This is a genomic window from Pseudomonas sp. D(2018), from assembly GCF_005502555.1.
GTDB classification, from domain to species: Bacteria; Pseudomonadota; Gammaproteobacteria; order Pseudomonadales; family Pseudomonadaceae; genus Metapseudomonas; species Metapseudomonas resinovorans.
In genome coordinates this window covers 42,951-66,864 of the sequence record NZ_SCOK01000007.1, presented here as the reverse complement: position 1 = coordinate 66,864, position 23,914 = coordinate 42,951, and the positions used below count along the sequence as shown (strand labels likewise).

Below are 23,914 nucleotides of genomic sequence, written 5' to 3'. Positions count from 1 at the left end.
GGGCGTCAGCGGGCTTTGCGGCGCTCGATCAGGCGCGTCAGGCAGCGTTTCAGCTGCTCGCCCAGGGGCTCGCTGCTGGCCAGTTGGACCAGGGCGATGGAGGCGAAGGGCGATGCGCTATCGAAGAGCAGCCCGGAGGCGGGCGGCGAGGCATGGGAGGTGCGGGGCTGGAGCATCTTCATGGACCTTTCTTGTATTTATGTCGGTAAAAGGCGAAGCGTTGCTGGGATCGCAGGCTGGTTGCGGCAACGCCTCGCACTTGGGACCGATAGTGAAATCCGCCAGCCTTGCGTTCAATCGGCTGGAAACGCTTTTGTTCGATCATCGAACAAAAACTAACTGTTCCGTACATTGTTGCTGCTGGATGGGTGGAATCCCTTGCCGCAGTTCCAGGTTTCACGGGGGAGGTGTTGTCTTCTAGAATCGGCACACCTTCAAGAGGACCCATGCCCCATGGCCGGTAGCCAGATCGAACGTGCCTTCAACCTGCTCGAACGTCTCACCACTGATCCGCGCGGCCTGCCGATGCAGACCCTGGCCGATGAGCTGAATATTCCCAAGAGCGCTACGCACCGCATGCTGGCCGAGCTGATCCGCCTCGGCTACGTGCGCCAGAACCAGGAGAACAGCCGCTACCAGCTGTCCACCCGGCTGGTGGCCATGGCGTTTCGCTACCTGGCCAACAGTGGTGCGGATATCGTGCAGCCAATCCTCGATCGACTGGCCCAGGAAAGCGGCGAGCTGGTGCGTCTGGGGGTGATCGAGGATGACCGCCTGACCTGGATCGTCAAATCCCAGGGCGCACGCTCCGGTCTGCGCTACGACCCCGACATGGGCCGCGATGCGCCGCTGTTCTACACCGCCTCCGGCCATGCCTGGCTAGCCAGCCTGAGCGATGCCGAGGCGCTGCTGCTGGTGGAGCGCCAGGGCGTGGCTGACCCGAAGGATTTCGGACCCAACGCCCCACGTTCCAACATCGAGTTACTGGAACGTCTGCGCCTGGCGCGTGAGCGCGGCTATGCCTGGGTGGTGGAAAGCTCCTCGGTGGGTATGTCGGCACTGGCGGCGGTGGTGCGTGACCCGCGCACTGGCAAGGCCATTGGCGTACTCAGTGTCGCTGGCCCCACGGCGCGGCTGCCGGAAGAGCGCATGCACGAAGTGGCGCCGCAGTTGCTGGCGGCCGTGGACGAGCTGTCGGCGGCCAGCCAGGCATCGGAGTTTTTTGTCTGAGCGCTCCGGCCCGGCGTTCCGCCGGGGGCAACCCGTAGGGGTGAATTCATTGGATATGCCGACATTAGCTAATGCTAGGCGGCAACCAGGGAGTGTGGGTGCGGGTAGGAGCCAGCTTGCTGGCGAAAATGTCCGCGTTCGCTAGCAAGCTAGCTCCTACAAGGGATTCCAGGGCCTTCAACACTTTACGCAGACTTAGCCAATTCATTCGCCAAGGGCGGCGCAGCTGCCCCAAGTTGGTCAGCAGGGCAGCCCTTCGGGCTGCTTGGCGATTGAAATCGCCCCTACAGATTCCTGCACCTTCCCCACATCTCTTCGCGAATCCTGCTTTCGTCAGAGGGCCGCATTTTTTTCTTGCGAATAAATGGAACTGCGTTCTAAATACTGCCAGACAAATTGTGGAACTGGATTCCGAGTAGAGCATGACTGATCGAGTTTTCTCCCTCGCCGCCCTCACCGTCCTCGAACTCTCTCCACCGGAGATGGTGGAAGTAGCCGCACGTACCGGCTACAGCCATGTCGGCCTGCGCCTGGTGCCGGCCACACCCGAGGAGCATCACTTCCGGTTGGTGGCCGATGCCGCGTTGCGTCGGCAGACCCTCGAGCGCCTGCGCGACACCGGCGTGAAGGTGCTGGATATCGAAATCCTGCGGCTCAAGGCGGAAACCCGCATAGCCGATTTCGAACCCATACTGGCCGCCGGTGCCGAGTTCGGTGCTACGGAAGTGCTGGTGGCCGGCAACGACGCTGACGAGGTGCGGATGACCGACAATTTCGCCGCCTTCTGCGACCTGGCCGGCCTTTACGGCATGCATCCCAGTCTGGAGTTCATGCCCTGGACCGACGCGCGCGACCTGGTCCAGGCCGCGCGCATCGTTGAGAACGCCGGGCGGGCCAACGGCGCCGTGCTGGTGGATGCCTTCCACTTCAACCGCTCGGCTTCGCGACTGGAGGACCTCGCCAAATTGGCCCCGGAGCGCCTGCGCTATGTCCAGCTTTGTGATGTGGCTGGCCCGCGTCCGGACGACATGGACGAGATTCTTCGTCAGGCGCGCAACGAGCGGCGCTTCCCCGGCGATGGTGATAGCGACCTGATCGGGTTGCTCAGGACACTGCCGGCGAACATTCCCCTGAGTCTGGAAATTCCCACGCGCCAGTTGATGGAGCAGGGCGTCAGTGCCCAGGACCGCGCGAGGATGGCGCTGGACAAGGCGCGGACGCTGCTTCAGCAGGTCTGAGATTTCACCCTTTACGCGGCCGGCTGGGCCGCGTTCTTTTTTTCGAGAACCCCATGAGCATCAGTACCCCGCTGTCCGGCGCCAACCAACCGCTGCGGGGCATCCTGCTGGTGGTGTTGGCCACCTTCCTTTTCGCCGGGCATGACGGGCTGTCCAAGTACCTGGGCGGCCTCTATCCGGTGGTGATGGTCGTCTGGGCGCGTTACCTGGTGCATACCCTGCTGATGGCCGGCATCTTCCTGCCCCAGGCCGGCCTGCGCGTACTGCGCACCAAGCGGCCAGTGCTGCAGGTGCTGCGGGCATTGAGCCTGCTCAGCACCAGTCTGCTGTTCACTGCGGGGCTGCAGTACATTCCCCTGGCGGAGGCGACTGCGGTCAACTTCCTGGCGCCGGTGTTGGTCACAGCGCTTTCGGTGCCCTTGCTCAAGGAGCAGGTCAGCGTTGGCCAGTGGGCTGCGGTGGTGATGGGGTTCATTGGTGTGCTGGTGGTTGTTCACCCAGGTGGGGAGCTGTTCACCCCGGCCATCCTGTTTCCCTTCTGCTCGGCCCTGGGTTTCTGCTTCTACCAGTTGCTCACCCGCAAGGTCGCGGCCCATGACAGCCCGACCACCAGCAACTTCTTTGCCGGCCTGTGCAACACCCTGGTGATGAGCGCCCTGGTGCCTTTCTTCTGGCAAGTCCCGACCTTGGGGCATGGGCTGCTGATGCTGGCACTGGGAGGCGCTGGCATGACCGCACACCTGTTACTGACCCAGGCGTTCCGCCTGGCTGCACCGGCGTTGCTGGCGCCGTTCGGCTACTGCCAGATCGTGTTCGCCGGGTTGCTGGGCTTTGTGGTCTTCTCTCACACCCCTGATGCCACCAGCCTGGTGGGAATTGCCATCATCTGCCTGAGCGGCTTGGGCGCGGCCTGGATGCAGCGCAAGAGCTGAGTCCACTGCAGGTTCCCTCACCCCCAGCCCCTCTCCCAACGGGAGAGGGGAGCGAGTCGAGCTACAGCCTGAATCTCACCACCCGTTCCTGCAGTTCCAGGGCATCGTCCAGCCAGCCTTCCACCAGATGCAGCCGCTCGACGGTCGGCTTGAGCACTTCGGGCTCGCGGTTCAGGGCCATGCGCAGGCTGAGCACGCGGGTGCTCAGGATGTAGTCGCGGATTTCGCCGAGATAGCGGGTGCTGGGCAGTGACACGTTCTCGGTGTGCTGCCCGGTGGCGCGTACTTCCGCCACCTGGCGCAGGGCGATCAGGCCGAAGCTGACCAGTGCACGGCGGGCGATGCTGAGGCGAAGGAATGCCATGCTCATCTCCATTGTCATGAGCGTTCGAAACAGGTCCGGTAGAAAGAGAGAAGGCCCCAATTGGGGCCTTCTCTGCTCAGGTGGCGTGCGCGATCAGTGGCTGACGGCGCGCATGCTGTTCTCGCGGGTGGACTCGTATTGCTGCTTGTCCATCGGTTTGGCGTCCGCGTTGCCGAGGTCGTCCATGGCCAGGCGATGGGTTTCCGGCGCCACGTAGGCAGCCAGGGCGCACACGCAGGTGATGAAGAAGGCGATGCAGCCGACCACTACCGGGATGTTGTCCGAGCCGGGCGGGGCGACGGCGGCGAACAGGGCCGGCAGCATGGCGGTCAGCATGGTGCCGATGTTCTGGGCGATGGCCATGGCCGAGACGCGGAAGCGGGTCTGGAACAGCTCAGGGAAGAAGCTCGGGAACACCGCGTTGTAGCCCTGGTAGACCATGCCCCACATCAGGATCGAGGTGCAGAAGGCCAGCGGAACGCTCTGGATGCTGATGGCGTAGAGGTAAACGAAGGCCAGCAGACCGGAGCCCAGGCAGCCGGCGATCATGGTCGGACGGCGGCCGATCTTGTCGGAGAGGTTGCCGACGAAGGGGATGACCAGCACGGCGACGATGTTGCCCACCACCGGAATCCACAGGTACACGCTCTTGTCGAAGCCGATGCCGTAGGCCGGCTGCACGGCGTAGGCCGCACCGAAGATGGTGGCGACGACCGGGATCACGTTCATCAGGGCCATGAACATCACCAGCACCATGCTCTTCCAGCTGTGGCGGAAGGCTTCGGTAACCGGGGATTTGGCGACTTTGTGCTGGTTCTCTTCGTTGACGAAGGCCGGGGTCTCATGGACTTCACGACGGATGATGAAGCCCGCTACCAGGACGAAGGCGCTCAGCAGGAACGGAATCCGCCAGCCCCACTCATTGAAGGCTTCGCTCGGCATGAAGTAGGCCAGCGGCAGGAACACGGCAGCCGCCATCACCTGGCCAGCCTGTACACCTTGCAGGGTGAAGCTGGCGTAGTAGCCGCGCCGTCCGAATGGCGCGTGTTCGAGGATCATCGAACTGGCACCGGAAATTTCGCCGGCTACAGCGAAGCCCTGGACCAGGCGCAGGAGTACCAGCAGTACCGGGGCAAGCATGCCGATATCGTGGTAGGTCGGCAGCAGGCCGACGGCCATGGTGGAGATACCCATCAGGAACATGCACAGCAGCAGCACGTTCTTGCGGCCGCGGGTGTCACCCCAGTGGCCCAGCACGAAGGCACCCACCGGGCGCGCCAGGTAGCCGACGCCGTAGGTCGCCAGCGAGGCGATGATGGCCATTTTCGGGTCGGTGTTCGGGAAGAAGATCTGCGGGAAGATCAGCGCTGCCGCCTGGGCATAGATGAAGAAGTCGTAATACTCGAGGGCGGAGCCTATCCACCCGCTGGCAGTTGCTTTCTTGGCTTGGGAGCTGGAGGGAGTAGCCATCGTTGTCTCCGTTGTTTTTGTTAGGTAGCCGGACGCACATTCCCCGGCGCTAGGCCTGGTTGGAACGCGTGCACGCTTGCGCAACGGTGCTCGTCGGGAGCTTTCCGGTTATCGCTGTCCGAGTGGTGTCAGGGAGTCAGTTCAGAGTGGCGACGTGGCGGTCGCACTCGGTCTGGATGCCGTGGCATGCCGGCTGGAGGAGGGGGGTTCGATCAGGTGGCTGGTAGTGAGCATGAGCGGGTACCTGTTTCTTGAAATTGTTATGTCGTGACGCTTGGTTGTCATCGCAGGACCCTCCGGGTGACTGGGCTGGCAGTGATGCCACCCGACGGGTTGTCTGCAACATGGGGTTCATGTTGCGCAGTGATCGAAAAAGCGTCAATTCGATAACCGGCCTTTTGTTCGCTGATCGAACACAAAACTAACTGGTTCGTACATATTGAATTGCTGGGCAGACTTTACGCGCGAATAATCGATCCAGCTACGAAAACGAAGGGTTTTCGCAATCTGTTGTAGGGGCGAATTCAATCGCCTGGCGGACCGTAGATCTGCCCTGGGATTCACAGGGGGCCGCGTTGCGACCCTTGGCGAATGAATTCACCCCTACAGGTAGTTGCAGCGCCCACCCACAAGGAGCTGAAGCATGCAGCGTTCCATTGCCACCGTCTCCCTGAGCGGTACCCTGCCGGAAAAACTCGAGGCCATTGCCGCCGCCGGTTTCGACGGTGTCGAAATCTTCGAGAACGACCTCCTGTACTACGCCGGGAGCCCGCGCGAAGTCCGCCAGATGTGCGCCGATCTCGGCATCGCCATCACTCTGTTCCAGCCGTTCCGCGACTTCGAGGGCTGCCGCCGCGACCGCTTGCAGAAGAACCTCGACCGCGCCGAACGCAAGTTCGACCTCATGCAGGAACTGGGCACCGACCTGGTGCTGGTGTGCAGCAACGTTCAGCCCGACTCGCTGCCGGACGAGGAAATCCTCGTTGACGACCTGCGTCTGCTGGCCGAGCGCGCCGGTGCACGCAACCTGCGCATCGGCTACGAGGCGCTTGCCTGGGGCCGTCACGTCAACAGCTGGCAGCAGGTCTGGAACCTGGTGCGCCAGGCCGACCATCCGGCCCTCGGCGTTCTGCTGGACAGCTTCCATACCTTGTCGATCAAGGGCGATCCCAGTGGCATCGCCGAGATTCCCGGCGACAAGATCTTCTTCGTGCAGATGGCCGACGCGCCGCTGCTGGCCATGGATGTACTGGAGTGGAGCCGGCACTTCCGCTGCTTCCCCGGCCAGGGTGAGTTCGACTTGCCGGGCTTCCTCGCGCCCATCATTCGCAGCGGCTACACCGGCCCGCTGTCGCTGGAGATCTTCAACGACGGTTTCCGCGCCGCGCCGCCGCGCGCCAACGCCGCGGATGGCCTGCGCTCCTTGCTCTACCTCGAAGAGAAGACCCGCAAGCTGTTGGCCAAGGACCCGACCCCGCCGGCCAACCTGGACATCCTCTTCGCGCCGCCGCCGGCCAGCCGCTACGACGGCGTGGAATTCCTTGAGTTCGCCGTGGACGAGTCCCAGGGCGCCAAGCTCGCCAACTGGCTGGAGCGCCTGGGCTTCGCCCGCGCCGGCAAGCACCGCTCCAAGGCGGTCAGCCTGCTGCGCCAGGGCGACATCAATATCGTGCTCAATGCCGAACCCTATTCCTTTGCCCACGGATACTTCGAGGCCCACGGCCCGTCGTTGTGCGCCACCGCCCTGCGGGTGAAGGACAGTGGCAGCGCGCTGGAGCGAGCCCGCGAGTTCAAGGGACAACCATTCCGTGGCCTGGTAGGGCCAAACGAACGCGAGATTCCGGCCGTGCGTGCGCCGGATGGCAGCCTGATCTACCTGGTGGAACAGGCCCAGGCCGGACAGACCATCTATGACAGTGACTTCGTCCTCGATGCGGGCGCCAGCCAGACCGGTCAGCTCGACCGCATCGACCACATGGCGCTGGCCCTGCCGGCCGACGGCCTGGACAGCTGGGTGCTGTTCTACAAGAGCGTGCTGGACTTCGAAGCCGACGACGAAGTGGTGCTGCCGGACCCTTACGGCCTGGTGAAGAGCCGCGCCCTGCGCAGCCGCTGCAGCAGCATCCGTCTGCCACTGAACATCTCGGAGAACCGCAACACGGCTATCTCCCATGCGTTGTCCAGCTATGGCGGCTCCGGCGCCCACCACATCGCCTTCTCCTGCGAGGACATCTTCGCCGAGGTGAGTCGCGCCAAGGATGCTGGCGTGCCGTTGCTGGATATCCCGCTCAACTACTACGACGACCTGGCGGCGCGCTTCGATTTCGACGACGAGTTCCTCAGCGAACTGGCCTACTACAACGTGCTGTACGACCGCGACGCCCAGGGTGGCGAGCTGTTCCACGTCTACACCGAGCCGTTCGAGGGACGCTTCTTCTTCGAAATCCTGCAGCGCAAGAACGGCTATGCCGGCTACGGCGCGGCCAACGTTGCGGTGCGCCTGGCGGCCATGGCCAAGGCGCGCAGCGGCGCCATCGCCAAGGCCAAGCTGTAAACCGCGCGGGAGCCTGGCGCCTTGCCTGCGCCAGGCTTCCTAACGGCCGCCGCCCAGCCCATAATCCACCCAGTTTCCGCTGGCCGTGAGCCCAAGATGACAACAACTGCCGAACGCCAAGACCTGCCCGTAGAGGCCCCTCGCAAAGGGCGCAAGAACAACCCGGAGAAAACCCGCGAGAACATCCTCCAGGCGGCCATTACCGAGTTTGTCCAGCAGGGCCTGTCCGGCGCTCGGGTCGACGCCATCGCCGAGCGCATGCATACCTCCAAACGCATGATCTACTACTACTTCGGCAGCAAGGAGCAGCTCTACGTCGAAGTGCTGGAAAAGCTCTACGGCGATATCCGCCACACCGAAGGCAAGCTCCACCTGGCTGAACTCGAACCGCGCGAGGCCATTCGCCGGCTGGTGGAATTCACCTTCGACCACCACGACCGCAACGTCGATTTCGTGCGCATCGTCTCCATCGAAAACATCCATTACGGCGAGTACGTCAAGCAGTCCAACGCCATCCGTTCCATGAGCACGACCATCCTCGATGCGATGGGCGAGATCATCGAACGCGGCCAGGCTGAAGGCCTGTTCCGAGCGGGCGTCAATGCGCTGGACCTGCACCTGCTGATCAGCTCCTTCTGCTTCTATCGCGTCTCCAATCGCAATACCTTCGGCCAGATCTTCCAGATCGATCTCACCGACGAGGAGGTCAAGGCCCGGCACAAGGCGATGATCTGCGAGTCGGTGCTGCGTTACCTGCAGGCCTGAGCCGTTCGCGCGCCGCGCGACGTCAGCTGACACCATTCACGCGAATCGAAGGCTGAATTGCAGAAGCTGGCCGCCCAGGGCTATGCCGGGGTGAACCAGGATCACGAGGCGGGGATGTACGGGCTGGATTACTACCCATGCGCTTACGCTGCCGAGTCCGGTGCTGGACTGATCGGGTAGTGTGCGCCGTGCGCACCGGACGTCCGGTACGCACGGCGTGCGCTTTCAATCAGCCGTTCATGCTGGCGAAGTGCGCCATCATCCGGTCGGCATCGGCGCTATGGCCGCTGATGAGTTCGAATGCCTTCACGGCTTGGAATACGGCCATGGTGCCGCCATCCAGCGTGCGGCAACCGATGGCGCGGGCATCACGCAGCAGTTCGGTTTCCAGCGGGAAATAGATGATCTCCGCTACCCACAACTCGGGCCGCAGCAGATCCTGCGGCACCGGTGTGCCCGGCAGCTTGGCCATGCCAATCGGCGTGGTGTTGACCAGGCCATCGGCTTCCGCCATGGCATTGGGCAGGTCCGTACCCAGGGCCGCGCGGCCAGCACCGAAGTGCTGGTTGAGGCTGTCCACCAAGGCCTGGCCACGGGCGGCGTCCACTTCGAACAGGGTCAGGCGTTCGACACCTTCGGCCAGCAGGGCGTGGGCCACGGCGGAACCCGCGCCACCGGCACCCATCTGCACCACCTGGCGGCGCTGTACATCGGGGAGGCCACGGCGGAACCCTTCACCGAAACCGAGGCAGTCGGTGTTATGGCCGACGCGCTTGCCATCCTTCAGCACCACGGTGTTCACCGCGCCGATGCCGGCGGCTTCCGGGGAGAGTTCGTCCAGCAGCGGAATAATCGCCTGCTTGCAGGGGAAGGTGATGTTCAGCCCGGTATAGCCCATGCGCTCAGCGGCGCTGAGCAGGTCGGGCAGGGCGCTGCTGTCCAGTTTCAACTGGTCCAGGTCGATCAGGCGGTAGAGATAACGCAGGCTCTGCGCGTCGCCTTCATGCTCATGCAGGGCGGGGGTGCGGGACGCCTGGATGCCAGCGCCGATCAGGCCGGCGAGGACGGAGTGCTTGCTCTGGGACATAGTGTTCAACCCTTGGAAAACAGTTGGCCGAAGTGCTGCAGTGCCAGGCTGTAGCCCTGGCTGCCGAGTCCGCAGATCACGCCGACGGCAATAGCGGAAACGAACGAGTGGTGACGGAACTCCTCGCGCTTGTGCACGTTGGACAGGTGCACTTCGATCACCGGCAGCTCGCTGGCCACCAGGGCGTCGCGGATGGCCACGGAGGTGTGGGTCCAGGCGGCAGGGTTGATGACGATGCCGGCGCAGCGACCGCGTGCCTGGTGGATCCAGTCGATCAGTTCGCCTTCGTGGTTGGTCTGGCGGAAGTCCACCTCGAAACCCAGCCCAGCGGCAGTGCGGCTGCACTGGGCGGCGATGTCGGCGAGGGTTTCATGGCCATAGGTGGCGGGCTCACGGGTGCCGAGCATATTCAGGTTCGGCCCGTTGAGCACGAGGACGGTGCGAGTCATTACGGCAGGTCTCCATTGTTGTTCTCACCCGGCTGAAAAGCGCCAGAGCGTCTGACAATGAAAATGTACTAACCAGTTAATTACGTCAATTTGTCCAAGGGGGTTCTGTGCGGTTATCGGACGGGTTAAGAACCTCTGGTTTAGCGGCACCGGCCAGACCGGTGGCAATGAGTCAGGGAAAACTGGCTACCATGGCGCACCGGGTCCACAGGGGCTGGACCTGATGAACACTTGCACGGAGCTTCCGACCTTGTTCGAACCCTATCTGACGAAATGGACATTGCAGCCCGACGGCGCGCCCATCCATACGCCTGGCAGCGACCTGCTGCCGGTGCGCTTCGATGGGCTGCCCGCCATGCTCAAGATCGCGCGGGACAGCGAAGAGAAGGTTGGCGCCCTGGTCATGTGCTGGTGGGGCGGCGAAGGTGCGGCACGGGTTTACCGGCACGAAGGCGATGCGCTGCTGTTGGAGCGCGCCACCGGGTCGGCTTCCTTGATGCGCATGGCCCTGGAAGGCGAGGACGACCAGGCCAGCCGTATCGCCTGCGCCACCATCGCCCGTTTGCATGCGCCCAGACCCGCTCCCGCACCGGAGCTGGTCACCCTGGAAGCGTGGTTCCGTTCACTGTGGCCGGTAGCGCGACGACAGGGCGGGCTGTTCGCTGAGGCAGCTGGCGTCGCCCGCGAGCTGCTGGGCTCTCAGCGCGAAGTGGTGGTACTGCACGGAGATGTCCATCACGAGAACGTGCTCGATTTCGGCGAACGGGGCTGGCTGGCTATCGACCCCAAGCGGGTGATTGGCGATCGCGGCTACGACTACGCCAACCTGATCTGCAATCCCGAGCTCCCCACCGTGACCCAGCCGGCGCGCTTCGCTCGCCAGGTTGAAGTGATTGCCGAGGCTTCCGGCCTGGGGCGCGAGCGTCTCCTGCGCTGGGTGCTGGCCTACGCGGGGTTGTCGGCGGCGTGGTTCCTCGAGGATGGCGACGCAGAATCCGCGGAATCAGATATGCGCGTGGCGCGGCTGGCTGCCGAGGCGCTGGACAGGTGAGAGCACCCTTCGCGAACGAACTCGTTCCCAAATGAAGTGCGTCACCCTGTAGGAGCTATTTCAATCGCGAAGGGATGCATAGCATCCCCGGCGTCAGCGCCGCTCCAGCATGTCCTGGATTTCCTGGGTGGCCACCCGGGTACGGCGAGCGAGGTTCTTTACTTCGTCCGCCACCACCGAGAATCCCCGACCGACTTCCCCGGCGCGGGCCGCTTCGATCGCGGCGTTGAGCGCCAGGAGGTTGGTCTGGTCGGCGATGGCCTTGATCACACCCACCACCTGGGCGATCTGGCCGTAGGTGGCCTGCATCGCTGCCTGTTCCCGCTGGCGCGCGGCCTCGGCCTGCTTCTCATCGCTGATGTCGCGCACCGCCCCGGTTACCCGCAACAGCACGCCGCACTCGTCCCGTAGACAGCGTGCGCGCTCGCGGAACCAGATCTCGCCACGGGTCTTGTGGCGCATGCGGTACTCGGCCACGTAGGACGCATCTGGTGATGGATCGCGGATCAGCTCGCCGAAGCACCGCATCACTTGCTTGAGGTCGTCGGGGTGGGTGACCTGGTTGTAGCTGTCCCAGCCATCGGGCAGTTCGGTGCGGCTGTAGCCGATCAGGGCGCAGAACTGCTCGGACCAGCGGATGCGGCTTTGCGGATGGTCCGCGTCGCCATTGGACACCAGCAGGTCCCAGCTACCTTCGGTGAGCGTCTGGCGCGTCAGTTCCCAGGCGCGCTGTTCCTGGTCCCAGTGCGCAAGGCGCAGCTGTTGTTCCCCTAGCAGTTGGCGCGCGGCGTCGAGCTGGGCGTGGAGCAGCGCCTCCTGGCCGATGCTGTCGTCGAGCTGGCGTTGCAGAGAAGTGAACTCTTCCTCGGTGCAGGGCGGTGGCTCGCGGCTCTCGAGCGCGGCGCGCTGTTGTCGCCAGGCCAGCTGCAGTCGCTCCAGCGACTGGCGGAGGGCGGGATGGACGGCCAGTTGCCCGCTGGGCTCGATGGGCTGGCCGTTAAGCAGGCGGGCGATCCATTCGGACAGTTGCGGCACCAGCCGCGCGGACTCGTTGTTGAACCACATGATGGAGACTCCGGGCGTACGCCGCGCACGACGCACGCCACCACTCAGAAGGTCTTGCTGACTCCGGCCACCAGCGTGGCGGAGCAGAGGTCGTCGAAGCCGAGGTAGTTGCTGCACTCGGCCTGGGAAAGGTCGGTATCGATGTAGCTCAGGGACCAGTCGAGACCGAACAGGCTCTTGCCGAGCTTCACTTCCCACTCGTTGTAGCTGTCACGGGCGCTGCCGCTGGCGGAAATCCACACCGGGTCCTTGTAGTCCACCCAGCCGTAGCGGGCTTCCAGGCTGACCTCACCGGGCAGGCTGAACCCGTAGCCGAGGTAGCTGTAGAGCATGCTCTGGTCGCCGTAGAGGTCGTCGGAGTAGTAGCCGCCGACCTTGGCGCCGTAGGCCTTCAGCTCGGCGAAGTACTCGCTGTAATTCAGGCGGCCTTCCTTGGGATAGACGTACTTGTACCAGGCGACATCCAGGCTCACGTCGTCGGTGGCCTGCCAGTAGTAGCCGGCGTAGCCGTCCAGTTCCTGGTGGGTCTTGCTGTTTCCTCCGAAGTCGACGTTCGAGCTCCAGGCCCCGACATAGAGGCCGCTACTGTGGAGCAGGGTGGCCGAGCCTTGGATCGCCGGGTCACCGAGGGTCTGGGACAGGCCGCGCATGCGGTAGTCACTGAACAAGCTAGCCTCCAGGGTCACACTGAAATCATCGTTGAGGGTAATCGCCTGGCTGAGGTTGCAGTTGGCCAGCAGGGTGCCGGCCACGGCCATTTTCAGGGCGTGGTTCAAGGGACTTTCTCCTTTTTCTTCTTTTAGCGGTGGGTGGATCAGATCCAGCGGCGATCACGAGTGAAGGCGATCGCCAGCCAGCGGTTGGGGCCTTCGCGGCCTATGGCGGCGGCGATCTCTGCGCGTACGGCATCCAGTTCGGACACCCTCCAGCGGTCCATCGCGTCGGGCAGCACGATCTGGATTTCCACGAACAGTCCCCGGCCGATCTGGGCGACCGAGTGGGAACTGCACTCGAAGCCATAGCGTCGGGTCATGTCCGTCATCAGCCCGCTGATCTCGTGGTCCAGCGCTTCAGGGGTGATGCGCAGGACCTGCTTCAGCGCCTTGACCACCGTTCGCAGTGGGCCAGGTATCAGCAGCAGCGAAAGCAGCGCGAGGACGGCCGGGTCGATGTAGGGGGCGAGCCATTGCCAGGGCGTGCCTTGCAACAGGATTCCGGCAACGAAGGCCAGCAGCAGGGCCGCGGTGATCAGGGTGGAGATCAGCCAGCTCTGAATGTCGAGCTGGATCAGTTCGGACTTCAGGCTACGGTTGCGACGTCGCTGGTAGCCGAGCATCATCGCCGAACAGGCCAACGTGACCAGTGCGTAGATCAGCGCCGTGTCGAACGCCAGGGCGTGTCCACCGCGCAATAGGCCGCTGACCGAGTTGATCAGTGCATAGACGCAGAGCAGCACGAGCACGCTGCCATTGAGCGCCAGCACCAGCGGCTCGAAATGCCAGTAGCCCTGCTGGAAACGCCGGCCCGGCTGCTTCACCAGAAGCCGCGAGACCATCAGCGAAAGCAGTGCCATGCAGGAATCGATGGCGTTGAACAGCCCGTCGAAGACGATGGATTGCGACTCGGCCCAGAGGCCGAAGACGATGCCGCCACAGGCCACCAGGGCGGTGGCCAGGATCGATACCTTGAGGATGCGCTGTTCGGTCCCGGCCATCCCGAGTTGCCTCCTTCAAAGGTCCAGGGTGAGGGTCGGCGTCCGCGCGCGGGAGACGCAGACCATCATGACGTTGTTGCGAGCGCGCTCGGCATCGGTCAGCAGCATGTCGCGGTGATCGATTTCGCCAGCCAGCACGCGGGTCTCGCACATGCCGCACACGCCCTGTTCGCAGGAGGACGACACGTTGCAGCCGGCTTCGCGCAGGGCCTGCATGATCGAAAGGTCGTCCGCTACGGCCACCTCGCGGCCGCTGCGGGCGAGGATCACTGTCAGTCCCTGGCCGTTGCCGGCGTAGGGCGCTGGCGCCGCAGGGGCGAAACGCTCCAGATGCAGCCGATCGCTCAGGCCGTCCACCTTGAAGCGCTCGGTCAGTGCGTCCAGCAACGGGGCCGGGCCACAGCTGTATACGTGGCGGCCATCGGCTGCGCGGGCGGCGATCTCTTCCAGGTCCAGCAGGCCCGTCTCATCGGCGGGCTGGATGGATACTCGTTCTCCGCCCAGGGCCAACAGCTCATCGATGAAGGCCATGGAACTGCGCGAACGGCCACCGTAGACCAGTTGCCAGTCGGCGCCGGCGCGCTGAGCCTCGCGGGCCATGGCGAGGATCGGCGTGATGCCGATCCCCCCTGCGACGAACAAGTAGCGCTGGCCGGTGGCGAGCGGGAAGGCATTGCGCGGGCCACGCATGGCGATGCGCTGGCCGACCCGCAGGCTTTCGTGCACTTCCCGCGAGCCGCCTCGCCCCTTGGCCTCCAGCAGTACGCCGATGCGCAGTCGCGTACGGTCCTGCGGATCGCCGTACAGCGAGTACTGGCGCACCAGCCCCGACGGCAGCAGCAGGTCGATGTGCGCCCCCGGGCTCCATTCCGGCAGCGGGGCGCGGTCGGCCGCCTGCAGTTCGAGCGCGATCACGCCTTCGGCTTCCAGCCGCATGCCAGTGATCTGTACCTCGAGCTGCGCAGCCAGGGCGCTCACGGCGTCACCTGCGGTGCCGCTGGCTGGTTCGCGCGCTCAATGAACTCGCGGAAGGCGCGGCGGTAGTTGAGCGTGAAGAGGTCGGCGGGTACCGAGTGCTCGACGAAGACACCGTCCCAATCGATTTCGCGCGGCCAGATGCCGGCGGCGATGGGCATGTCCTCCAGATAGACCATCTCCTCGATGCGCAGGCATTCCTCGAGGTCCAGGCCCTTGTAGTCGCGCTCGTTGGCAACGCCCCAGAAGATCTTCACCTCGTCGTAGGCCACCGGGCTGGGGAAGCCAGCGACGATGCGCTTGCCCAGGCGCTCGTAGTCGTAGGTGATGCTCGCCAGGCCGGGCGCTACGCAGTGATAGAACATCATGCAGTCGCCATCGTTGGCCCAGTCGCCGTCACCGGCATCCAGTGGCCGCTGCATCCAGATGTCCATGCCTTCGCGCTTGACGTTCAGCGGCTCGACCACGTGCTTGCTCGGGCCCATGGAGACTTCGTGGACGAAGGGGAAGTGAGCGACATCGCGGAAGTTCTCGATGGCCACGGCGACGCCAGTGGGCGACTCCAGCGGCGTGGCGGCCAGCCAGTCCAGCTCCAGGCCCTGCCACTGGGCCGGGTCATAGAGTTCCATGGCGGGCTCTTCCAGCACGGTCCAGACATGGGCGAAGCGCTCGATGGCGGGATAGGTGCGAATGGCGGCCTGTGGCGGGATCTTGCACTGGTCTTCCAGCGATGGGATGTGGCTGCACTTGCCGTTCTCGGCGCTGAACTGCCAGCCGTGATAGGGGCAGGCAATGTTCTCGCCATGCACCTTGCCCAGGGCGAAGTCGGCGCCGCGGTGCGGGCAGCGCGCGTCCTGCACCACGGCCTTGCCGGATTCAGTGCGGTATACCACAAGGCGCTGACTCAGCAGGGTGGCGGATTGCGGGGTGGCCAGGTCAGCTGAACGGGCGACCGGGAACCATTGGCGGCGCATGGCCTGTTCGGCGCGCTGGCGTTGCGGAAGGGGTGTGTTCATGGGTAGGTCCTCACGGCGTATTTCTTGTTCTCGGATTCAGATGCCGACGACCAGGGCACCGCCGTTCACCGGCAGGGCCTGGCCAGCAATGAACGCGGCTTCGTCGGATGCGAGGAAGGCCACGGCGGCGGCGATTTCCTCGGGGTGGACCAGGCGGCCCAGCGGGATGTTGGCCTTCTCGCCTCTCACGTACTCCTCCGGAACCATGCGGGTGAGGATGGCGCCGGGGGTGATGGCGTTGACCAGGATTCCCTCGCTGACGAACTCCTTGGCCATGGTCTTCATCAGGCCCAGCTGGGCGGCCTTGCCGACCATGTAGCCGTAGGAGTGGCCGTCGGGTACCTGGCCCCACTGCGAGTTGATGAAGATCACGCGCGGGGCGCGGCTCTTGCGCAGGTGTGGCAGGGCGGCGCGGGTGAGGTAGAGCGGTGCGTGGACGTTGATCGCCAGCAGGCGGTCGAAGTTGGCGTCGTCGGTATCGGCCAGCCCTTTGAGCGAGTACATCATCCCGGCGTTGTGCACGAGGATGTCGATCCCACCGAGGGTTTCCGCCACTTCCGCCACCAGGCGCTCGGCCAGGTTTCGGTCGGTGATGTCGGCCACCAGGGCGATAGCGCGGCCACCGGTGGCTTCGATTTCGGCTGCGGTGGCATGCGCCACGTCTTCATCGATATCGACGATGGCCACCGCCGCGCCACGGGAGGCCAGCAGGCGGGCGTGGGCACGACCAGCGCCTCGGCCGGCTCCGGTGACGAGGGCGATACGGCCTTCCAGGCGTTGGGCGGCTGGTGACAGGGCGAGCACCGCCTCGGGCGCCTGGGTAGCCAGGGCCCCTTGGGTTGCAGCAGTCATGGGGTTTCTCCGGTGGGGGCGGTCAGACGGTCTTGTGTGGCTCGGTGACGTAGAGCATGTTGCCGTCCGGGTCGAACATCGGGCGGTAGCGGTAATGGGTGCCGTTGGGGTGCTGCCATTCGATGGGCTCGGCGGTCACCCATTCCACCTTGCCGTCGAGGTAGTCGAGGGCGGCGTCGAGGCTCTCCACCTCGAAGGCGAAGGAGTCTAAGCCCGGCTTGTCTTCCAGGTTCACAGCGGTGCGGCGCTCCACCGGCGTGGTGTCGGTGGTGTGGAAGATGTACAGGGTGACGTTGCCCATCTCGATGGCGGCCCACTTCTCTTCGGCCACGTAGGGCAGAAAGAAACCGAGACCCAGAGTGCCGTGGTAGAAGTCCACCAGGCGCTGAACGTCGTTGGTGAGGATGTCCATGTTGTCGAGGCGTTTGAGCTTGAGCATGGGATGGCTCCTTTGTTGTTGTCGAATTGCCTGATTCAGTGGTTGTCGAGCCAGTCCGGGTGGCCACAAGGGCCACCGGGAAGGGCGGTGAGGGTGCCGTTGGCGACGTCGATGACGATGCTCGCCAGGGTGGCGTACTGGCCTGCTGCCGGTTGCGCAGGGTCCGGGTGGCAACACAGTGCGGCACCGCCGCCCAGATGGCTGTTCAGTGCGGTCAGCAGTTTCTGCGGGGTCAGGCCTTGGCGGCCGGACAGGCGCCGCACCAGCAGGTCATGGCGCACCAGGGTGTCCGGGCAGGCGGCAGGCTCGGTGTCGAATTCCCGCGCCGGGCTGGAAAGGAAATGGTTGGTGTGCACCAGCAGGCCAGCGGCATCGGGAAATACCAAGCCCGGCCCGCCGGGGTGGAGTTCCACCGAGACGGCAGCGCTGGATCGGTCCTTCGCGGCGATCAGGGTCAGGGAGCTGGAAGCTGACACCTTGGCCGAGCTCAGTAGTTGCAGGGCCTGGTTGATGTCGTTGCAGCTGTCCAGCATCCAGCGCGAGGCCACGTGCACTGGCACGCCGATACCCTGGCCGTCGCGGGCGTGGTGGAGGATGTTGAAGTGCACGCCCAGGCCTCGGGTGTTGACCCCGGCCTTGCCGACGATGCCGAACTCGGTGACGGTGGTGGTCAGGCTGCCGTCGGCATGGGGGATTTCCCAGGTCAGCCAATGCTCGGCGAACTCCGCGTACCAGTCCCAGGTCTGCGCCGTTGCGGGGTTGCCGCCAAAGGGTTCGAGGCGGACCACGGTGGAGCACTCACCGCGCAGCTGGGCACCGAGGAAAGCGAGTACCTCGGTCCGCGCATTGATGGCACCCAGGTATGAGGGCTCGATCGCGGCACCTTCGGCCATGGCGAGAACTTCGTCATAAAGCGGCGGGGCAAAGGCGGCGGTGCGCACCAGGGCCTGGCTGCCCAGGGCGAGCAGATCGTAGGGACGGGTCGCCACGCGCTGGAACAGGGCGCGATAGCGCTCGACCGTCGCGTGGATCTTCTCTGCATGCACACGGCCGAATTCCAGCCCGCGCTCGGCGGGCTCAATGGCGGTGGAGCGGAAATGGATACTCATCTGGCCACCTGCTGCAGTTGCGGAGCGACCTGTTTGGCCACTGCATCCAGACGGGCGAACCAGACATCGCCATCGCTTGCCAGGCGCTCGACGAAACGCTCCAGTTGCTCGAAGCGGGCGGCGCGGCCGATGACTTCCGGGTGCATGGTAAAACTGGTGTGACGGCCGTCGCGGCGGGCCGACTCGTATTCGGCCAGCCACGTTTCGGCGAGGGTGCGCGGATGGGTGAAGTTGCCGCCGTTGTCGATGCCCCAGCCGAACATGGGCCAGTCGTCCAGGGACCAGTGCACCGGCAGCTCGAGGATGGAGGCGCCGTTCCAGGTCTCGTAGTAGGGACGGTCGTCGCCCATGCAGCTGGAGTCATAGGTGAAGCCCTTGGCCAGGACCAGCTCGAAGGTTTCCGGCGTCAGTTCCCAGGACGAGGAGCGGTAGCCGGCGGGTTTCGGCGCGCCAGCTCGGGCCAGGGCTTCCAACCCCCGCTCCATTTCGTCTTCCTGCTCGGTGGTGGAAATGCGGTCGCTGCGCAGGTGCATGTGACCGTGGTGGCCGACTTCATGGCCATCCTTGAGCAGTTGCTCGATCAGCCCCGGGTGCAAGTCGGCGGTATGGCCGGGAACGAAGAAGGACGCTGGAATCTTGTGACGGCGCAGCAGTTCGAGGATACGCGGCACGCCGCGAGTGACGCCGAAACGACCCTCGGAAAGGCTGGTCAGGCGCCGGGCGAAATTCGGGCTCTCACCCAGCAATCCGGCTTCGGCGTCGACGTCGAAGGTCAGTGAAACGGCAACAGGGCTCTTGTTCGGCCACGCGAGTCGGGCCTTGTTATCGATGCTCATCAGGGCGGTTCCTTCTGGCGTTATCAGGATCAGTGAAAGGGCGCGGCGGCGGGCTGGGCGCGGTCCTGCAGGCGGCGCAGGCGGAAGAGCACCTGGGAGATGGCGAGCACGGCGATGGCTATGCCGACTTCCTTCAGGCCGCCGTAGCCGGTGATCGAGGCGCTGGTGGTGCCGATCACGAGGATCAGTCCATCGAACAGAGCGAGGCCGACGGCGATAGCGACCCAGCCACGGCCCAGGCGAATCGGGCGGGCAGCGTCCGGACGGTCTTTGCGCAACACCACGAAACCGGCCACCGCCAGGAGGTGGGCCAGTACGTAGCCGACGTTGCCGGCGACGATCACTGCCAGGGCGTTACCAACGAACAGCACCAGGGCAATGTTGATCAGCAGCTGCACGGTGACGGCGCGGGCCGGTACACCGGAGCGATTGAGGGTGCCGAACTGGCGGATGGTCAGGCCATCGAGCGAGCTCTGGTAGAGCGCGCGGCCGGCGTCGGCGGTGCCCATGACCGAGAGCACCAGGATGCCGGCGATCAACACGAGGGTGATCAGTGCGGCGCCGCCACCCAACAGTGTTTGTGCGCCGATCTGGAGGAAACCGTAGGGATGGTCCGCCAGCGCCTGTTCGCCCAGCAGGCCCGCCAGGCCCAGCGGGGTGAGAGTGAACACCAGCAGCAGGATCAGCGCGGAAATGCGCAGGGCCTTGCGGGTGTCACGCACGGTGTCGCGAAACTCCGGGATGAAGGACGCAGCTGCTTCTACCGCGTAAGCCGACCAGGCCATCACAAACAGCCAGGCTAGCACGGTGCGCAGGCCCTCGGGGTCAGCGCTGATGCGCCAGGTGAAGCTGCTGGTGCTCCAGTCGCTGGCCAGGAAGCTGCCGCTGAAGAGCAGCACCGGGATCATCAGCAGGACGCCGGCAGCGGTGATGATGATCATCGTGAAACGCAGGTTGACCATGCTCAGCGCCCAGGAGAACAGCGCCACGCCCAGGGCGATCAGTTGCGGCAGGTCGAGTTGCATCACGCCCAGGTCCAGGCTGTTGCTGGCGTTGGGAAAGAACTGTTCGGTGAGGATCTGCGCTACCGCCAACCCCCAGATGGCGGGGGCTGTAGCCCAGGCGAACCAGTAGGCGTAAGTGGCCAGCGGGCCGAGGCAGGGAACGCGTTGGCTCCAGGCTTCGTTGGCGTAGAGCGCGATGCCACCGGATTTCTCGGCGAACATGGCGCCCATTTCCGAATAGACCCAGTTATGTAGGACAGCCACGGCGGCGATTGCGGCCCAGAGCGCCAGTGCCGCCCAGGCACCGATGGCGCCGATGGAGTAGCCGAGGCCGACGAATAGAGCTGCCGGCAGGCTCAGGGTTATGGCCACCCCGTCCCACCAGCGAATGGTTTTTTCGAGTGCTACCGATGGCTCGGAGCCAGTGTTGGCCTGGTGCATTGCATCGCCCTCATCTTGTGCTGTGTTTTGTAGGAAGGTCGCGCGATGATTTGATGCTATGCCGTTTGGTTGCGCATGTATACGTTTAAATCGATAAAAAATACGCATTGCGCAACGTATGCGTAATTGAAATACGCATTGCGCCATAATGGCACGTCTGATGCCCCAAAGCGGAGTTCGGCCGGGAAGGCCCGAGCTAAAGGGGGTGGCGGCGGGCGGGAGGAAGTATCAGTGTTAGCGATGCGCGAAAATAGCGCGAAGGAAAATGCGCAATGCGCAAAATAGTGAGGATTGAAATGCGCAAGGCGCGGACGAATGGTCGACGGGAATGGGGCGTTGCCGAGGAAAAACACCCGGTAGGGTGCGCTGCGCGCACCCTACGAGTCCGAAATCAGCTCATTCCTCGGCCGGTTGCGCCGATGGAATGGTGAAGCGGATCTTGTGCACCTTCACCTCTTGCATCATCTGCACGTCCTGTACGCCGGGCAGGCTGCGCACTTTCTGCTGCAGCCCCCAGAGGGTCTCGTCGTCGCGGCAGAGGACCTGAACGCAGATGTCGGCAGTGCCAAGGGTCGTGGAGAGGTAGCTGACTTCACTCCAGCGCCCGAGGGTGTCGACCACCCGATCGTGATCCTGCGGGGCGACTGAGACGAAGAGCAGTGCGAGTTTGGCCTGGCCCAGCTTGGAGGGGTTGGTGAAGGCGAGGATCTGCAGGATGCCCTGGTCCTGCAGCCGCTTCACCCGCGTACGTACCGTGGCTTCAGGGACCGACAGGTTGCGCGCGACTTCGCGGAAGGCACGGCGTCCGTCCTCCTGCAGTTCGCGAACGATTTCATAGTCCAGTGGGTCGAGAATCGAAGTGGGCATGGGTCCTGGGCTTCCCTGGCTGGGCCGGTACGGCGGAAAGCCCCGAGGCTACCAGATTTGTGGAAATTCAGGATGTCTCACGGGTGGCCTGTAGCCCGGATGAAATCCGGGGATTGCTGCACGAACTTCCCGGATTGCATCCGGGCTACAAGTGATTCACCCGTCAACGGCGAGTGATCACCACCTCCAGGTACTCGCTCGGCACGATCAGCGACTCCGGCCCCGCGCGGTTATAGCGCTCCAGCAGTTCGGTCAGGTCGCGCTCGAGCGCGACTGCGCCATCGGCGGGGAGGGCGGCGAAGGCCTTGTGCACCGGGCCGTACCAGGTTCGGAAGACTTCGATGAAGTGTGCGGCGGACTGGTAGCGGAAGTTGAACAGGCGGCGCGCCACCGAGATTTCCCGTGCACTGTCGTCGAACAGTTCACGCAGGTGGCTTTCAACGCCCCAGCGCGATGGCGGCTGCACATCCGGCGGGGGCGGTAGATGACGACCGAGGGTCTTGAACATCTGGCCGATGAAGCCTTCCGGCGTCCAGCTCGCCAGGCCTATCCGCCCGCCCGGTCGGCAGACGCGTGCCAGTTCGGCGGCAGCCTTGGCCTGGTCGGGGGTGAACATCACCCCGAAGGTCGACATCACCACGTCGAAGCTGGCATCGGCGAAGGGAAGGTTCTCGGCGTCGGCTGTCTGGAAACTCACTTCCAGATGATCCGCCTGGGCACGCTCCCTGCCACGCTCCAGCAGCGCCGGGACGTAGTCGGTTGAGGTTACCCGTGCGCCACGGCGTGCGGCGGCCAGGGTCGCGTTGCCGTTGCCGGCGGCGACGTCCAGTACCGATTCGCCATGGCGAAGGTCGCAGGCTTCGGCCAGCAGCTCGCCGACCAGTTGCAGGGTGGTGCCGATCACGGCGTAGTCGCCGCTGGCCCAGGAGGCCATCTGACGGCTTTTCAGAGCATTGAGATCAGTTGCGGTGGTCATTTCGGGACTCATTCGGCGGTGGTCGGGTCGATGATCGAGCTGATGCGGGAAATGCGATTGGCGGGAAAGCCGCCCTGCTGGGCGTGCTCTCTCACCAGCTCCTCGCTGGCGGCTATGTAGACGCAGTACAGCTTGTCGTCGGTGACGTAGCTCTGGACCCATTGCACCTCTGGACCGAGTTCTCGGAGTACTCGGCAGGACTTCTGTGATATGGCCTTGAGGTCTCGTTCCGTGAGTTTTCCAGCTTCCGGTATCTCTCTTTCGATGAGGAACTTGGGCATGGTGACCTCGTTTCTTGGCTTTCTCGGGTATTCCATGCACGCCTTTAGTGGATGGGGCCGCAAGGGGCGTGCAGGCGAACTATCCGCCTCTGTTGCTGCGTCGTCCTGCCCGAGCGTCGGCAAGGACTATCCGATCGTCCGCCTGAGCATGGCCATTTATCCGGCCGGGCTCTGCAAACGCCTGTGGACGCCCAGAATTTGAGGAATGCCGCCGGAGGTGAGGGCTGATGGACGCTCTATCGGAAACCCTGCGCGTCGTCCGCCTGGTCGGCGCCATCTTCATCAACGCCAGGTTCAGTGCGCCCTGGTGCTACCAGTCGCCGCGTGCCGACTCGGTAGCGCCTTTGCTGGAGCCCGGCGCCGAGCGGGTGGTGATCTTCCATCTGATTACCGCAGGTGAATGCTTCGTCGAGCTTGGCCACGCCTCCCCCGTGCACCTGGTGGCGGGCGATGTGGTGCTCTTTCCACAGGGCCACGCCCATCGCATGACGTCACAGCCCGGACTGCCGCCGGCCACGGGTGGTCGCCTCGACGAGGTGCTGGCTCGCCGGCCGCGACAACTGGCCTATGGCGGGGGTGGCGCGATCACTCGTCTGGTGTGTGGCTACCTGGCGTGCGATGCGCGCCTGGCGGACATGCTACTGGCCGGGCTGCCCCCGCTGGTGCGCGTGAATGTACGGGAATCCAGTGCCGGCCCTTGGCTGGAGGCTTCGGTGCGCTATGCCCTGTCCGAGGCCAAGTCGCCGCGGCCGGGCGGCGAGGGGGTGCTGGCCAAACTGGCCGAGGTGTTGTTCATCGAGGTGCTACGCCTGTACATGAACGAACAGGCTGAAGGGCGCACCGGTTGGCTGGTGGGGCTGGGCGACCGCATCGTCGGCACGGCGCTCAATGCCCTGCACAGGTGCCCGGCCCAGGCCTGGACCCTGGAAGATCTGGCCCGTACCGCCGGCACGTCGCGTTCGGTCCTGGCAGAGCGCTTCCAGCAGATGGTGGGCAGCTCGCCCATGCAGTACCTGACCCAATGGCGGATGCTGCTGGCCGCCAACCTGCTGCGCCGCAGCAACGCCCCCTTGGCGCGCATCGCCGAAGATGTCGGCTACCAGACCGACACGGCCTTCAGTCGTGCGTTTCGCCGCGAGTTCGGGGCGCCACCCGCGGCCTGGCGGCGCAATCAGCTACGTCGCCAGCCTGCGGGTTAA

At 64.5% G+C, this 23,914-nt stretch carries 24 protein-coding genes and 3 pseudogenes; 8 read left to right on the top strand and 19 right to left on the bottom strand.

Annotated features, from left to right (window positions below):
• Positions 1 to 5: 5 nt before the first annotated feature.
• Positions 6 to 182, bottom strand: coding sequence for a hypothetical protein (locus FFS60_RS28640; RefSeq protein ID WP_171016498.1), 177 nt, complete (start codon positions 180 to 182; stop codon positions 6 to 8).
• A 271-nt stretch (positions 183 to 453) separates the two neighbouring features.
• Between FFS60_RS28640 and FFS60_RS07310 the strand changes: the two genes are divergently transcribed.
• The 3 genes from FFS60_RS07310 (at position 454) to FFS60_RS07300 (ending at position 3,400) form a co-directional block, all read left to right on the top strand.
• Complete coding sequence (locus FFS60_RS07310) at positions 454 to 1,230, top strand: IclR family transcriptional regulator (protein WP_028628002.1); 777 nt, start codon at positions 454 to 456, stop codon at positions 1,228 to 1,230.
• A gap of 422 nt (positions 1,231 to 1,652) precedes the next feature.
• A complete protein-coding gene (locus tag FFS60_RS07305) occupies positions 1,653 to 2,468 on the top strand; it encodes a sugar phosphate isomerase/epimerase (RefSeq protein ID WP_137821565.1) in 816 nt (271 codons plus the stop codon).
• A gap of 53 nt (positions 2,469 to 2,521) precedes the next feature.
• A complete protein-coding gene (locus FFS60_RS07300; RefSeq protein WP_137821564.1) occupies positions 2,522 to 3,400 on the top strand; it encodes a DMT family transporter in 879 nt (292 codons plus the stop codon).
• 94 nt (positions 3,401 to 3,494) lie between these two features.
• On the opposite strand, the pseudogene FFS60_RS07295 reads toward FFS60_RS07300, so the two are convergent.
• Positions 3,495 to 3,764, bottom strand: a pseudogene (locus FFS60_RS07295) (methyl-accepting chemotaxis protein); the annotation flags it as partial.
• Positions 3,765 to 3,857: 93 nt separating this feature from the next.
• Positions 3,858 to 5,234: an MFS transporter gene (locus FFS60_RS07290; protein WP_028627998.1), complete on the bottom strand. Its 1,377-nt coding sequence runs from the start codon at positions 5,232 to 5,234 to the stop codon at positions 3,858 to 3,860.
• A gap of 643 nt (positions 5,235 to 5,877) precedes the next feature.
• Between FFS60_RS07290 and quiC the strand changes: the two genes are divergently transcribed.
• Together quiC and FFS60_RS07280 are read left to right on the top strand one after the other, a co-directional pair.
• A complete protein-coding gene (gene quiC / locus FFS60_RS07285) occupies positions 5,878 to 7,788 on the top strand; it encodes a 3-dehydroshikimate dehydratase QuiC (protein WP_028627997.1) in 1,911 nt (636 codons plus the stop codon).
• Between the two features lie 96 nt (positions 7,789 to 7,884).
• Positions 7,885 to 8,553, top strand: a complete 669-nt coding sequence (locus FFS60_RS07280; RefSeq protein ID WP_028627996.1) for a TetR family transcriptional regulator — start codon at positions 7,885 to 7,887, stop codon at positions 8,551 to 8,553.
• 229 nt (positions 8,554 to 8,782) lie between these two features.
• Here FFS60_RS07280 and FFS60_RS07275 read toward each other — a convergent pair whose 3' ends face one another.
• Both FFS60_RS07275 and aroQ read right to left on the bottom strand, forming a co-directional pair.
• Positions 8,783 to 9,640 carry a shikimate dehydrogenase gene (locus FFS60_RS07275; protein ID WP_137821563.1) on the bottom strand — a complete coding sequence of 286 codons (858 nt, stop codon included), beginning with the start codon at positions 9,638 to 9,640 and terminating at the stop codon, positions 8,783 to 8,785.
• 5 nt (positions 9,641 to 9,645) lie between these two features.
• Complete coding sequence (gene aroQ / locus FFS60_RS07270) at positions 9,646 to 10,089, bottom strand: type II 3-dehydroquinate dehydratase (RefSeq protein ID WP_028627994.1); 444 nt, start codon at positions 10,087 to 10,089, stop codon at positions 9,646 to 9,648.
• 250 nt (positions 10,090 to 10,339) lie between these two features.
• On the opposite strand from aroQ, the gene FFS60_RS07265 reads away from it, so the two are divergent.
• Positions 10,340 to 11,140, top strand: a complete 801-nt coding sequence (locus tag FFS60_RS07265) for an aminoglycoside phosphotransferase family protein (protein ID WP_137821562.1) — start codon at positions 10,340 to 10,342, stop codon at positions 11,138 to 11,140.
• A gap of 105 nt (positions 11,141 to 11,245) precedes the next feature.
• Here the strand turns inward: FFS60_RS07265 and FFS60_RS29405 are convergent.
• The 14 genes and pseudogenes from FFS60_RS29405 to FFS60_RS07205 form a co-directional block, all read right to left on the bottom strand.
• Positions 11,246 to 11,509: pseudogene (locus FFS60_RS29405) on the bottom strand (methyl-accepting chemotaxis protein); the annotation flags it as partial.
• Positions 11,483 to 12,205 (bottom strand): annotated as a pseudogene (locus FFS60_RS07260) (PAS domain-containing protein); the annotation flags it as partial. The pseudogenes FFS60_RS07260 and FFS60_RS29405, both read right to left, overlap by 27 nt.
• A 44-nt stretch (positions 12,206 to 12,249) precedes the next feature.
• Positions 12,250 to 12,981 (bottom strand): TorF family putative porin, encoded by a 732-nt coding sequence (locus tag FFS60_RS07255; protein ID WP_137821560.1) that lies wholly within the window; start codon positions 12,979 to 12,981, stop codon positions 12,250 to 12,252.
• Between the two features lie 38 nt (positions 12,982 to 13,019).
• Complete coding sequence (locus FFS60_RS07250; protein ID WP_137821559.1) at positions 13,020 to 13,919, bottom strand: cation diffusion facilitator family transporter; 900 nt, start codon at positions 13,917 to 13,919, stop codon at positions 13,020 to 13,022.
• A gap of 15 nt (positions 13,920 to 13,934) precedes the next feature.
• Positions 13,935 to 14,897 carry a PDR/VanB family oxidoreductase gene (locus tag FFS60_RS07245; RefSeq protein ID WP_137821558.1) on the bottom strand — a complete coding sequence of 321 codons (963 nt, stop codon included), beginning with the start codon at positions 14,895 to 14,897 and terminating at the stop codon, positions 13,935 to 13,937.
• Positions 14,894 to 15,910, bottom strand: a complete 1,017-nt coding sequence (locus tag FFS60_RS07240) for a Rieske 2Fe-2S domain-containing protein (RefSeq protein WP_137821557.1) — start codon at positions 15,908 to 15,910, stop codon at positions 14,894 to 14,896. Before FFS60_RS07240 ends, FFS60_RS07245 begins: the two co-directional genes overlap by 4 nt.
• A 36-nt stretch (positions 15,911 to 15,946) precedes the next feature.
• Positions 15,947 to 16,762: an SDR family NAD(P)-dependent oxidoreductase gene (locus FFS60_RS07235; RefSeq protein WP_137821556.1), complete on the bottom strand. Its 816-nt coding sequence runs from the start codon at positions 16,760 to 16,762 to the stop codon at positions 15,947 to 15,949.
• Between the two features lie 22 nt (positions 16,763 to 16,784).
• Positions 16,785 to 17,201 (bottom strand): VOC family protein, encoded by a 417-nt coding sequence (locus FFS60_RS28865; protein ID WP_218570590.1) that lies wholly within the window; start codon positions 17,199 to 17,201, stop codon positions 16,785 to 16,787.
• Between the two features lie 35 nt (positions 17,202 to 17,236).
• Positions 17,237 to 18,310 (bottom strand): C45 family peptidase, encoded by a 1,074-nt coding sequence (locus FFS60_RS07230; protein ID WP_218570589.1) that lies wholly within the window; start codon positions 18,308 to 18,310, stop codon positions 17,237 to 17,239.
• A complete protein-coding gene (locus FFS60_RS07225; protein ID WP_137821555.1) occupies positions 18,307 to 19,146 on the bottom strand; it encodes a polysaccharide deacetylase in 840 nt (279 codons plus the stop codon). The genes FFS60_RS07230 and FFS60_RS07225 overlap by 4 nt, the downstream gene beginning before the upstream one ends.
• A gap of 29 nt (positions 19,147 to 19,175) precedes the next feature.
• Positions 19,176 to 20,522 (bottom strand): APC family permease, encoded by a 1,347-nt coding sequence (locus FFS60_RS07220; protein ID WP_371926381.1) that lies wholly within the window; start codon positions 20,520 to 20,522, stop codon positions 19,176 to 19,178.
• A gap of 465 nt (positions 20,523 to 20,987) precedes the next feature.
• Complete coding sequence (locus tag FFS60_RS07215) at positions 20,988 to 21,458, bottom strand: Lrp/AsnC family transcriptional regulator (RefSeq protein WP_137821553.1); 471 nt, start codon at positions 21,456 to 21,458, stop codon at positions 20,988 to 20,990.
• 163 nt (positions 21,459 to 21,621) lie between these two features.
• Positions 21,622 to 22,434: a class I SAM-dependent methyltransferase gene (locus tag FFS60_RS07210; RefSeq protein ID WP_137821552.1), complete on the bottom strand. Its 813-nt coding sequence runs from the start codon at positions 22,432 to 22,434 to the stop codon at positions 21,622 to 21,624.
• Between the two features lie 8 nt (positions 22,435 to 22,442).
• The gene (locus FFS60_RS07205) at positions 22,443 to 22,715 is read right to left on the bottom strand and encodes a DUF4242 domain-containing protein (protein ID WP_028627991.1); all 273 of its coding nucleotides are present in this window, start codon (positions 22,713 to 22,715) and stop codon (positions 22,443 to 22,445) included.
• Between FFS60_RS07205 and FFS60_RS07200 the strand changes: the two genes are divergently transcribed.
• Both FFS60_RS07200 and FFS60_RS07195 read left to right on the top strand, forming a co-directional pair.
• Positions 22,714 to 22,917 (top strand): hypothetical protein, encoded by a 204-nt coding sequence (locus tag FFS60_RS07200; protein WP_137821551.1) that lies wholly within the window; start codon positions 22,714 to 22,716, stop codon positions 22,915 to 22,917. The two genes, FFS60_RS07205 and FFS60_RS07200, sit on opposite strands and share 2 nt — an antisense overlap.
• A 25-nt stretch (positions 22,918 to 22,942) precedes the next feature.
• Positions 22,943 to 23,914 carry an AraC family transcriptional regulator gene (locus tag FFS60_RS07195; RefSeq protein ID WP_137821550.1) on the top strand — a complete coding sequence of 324 codons (972 nt, stop codon included), beginning with the start codon at positions 22,943 to 22,945 and terminating at the stop codon, positions 23,912 to 23,914.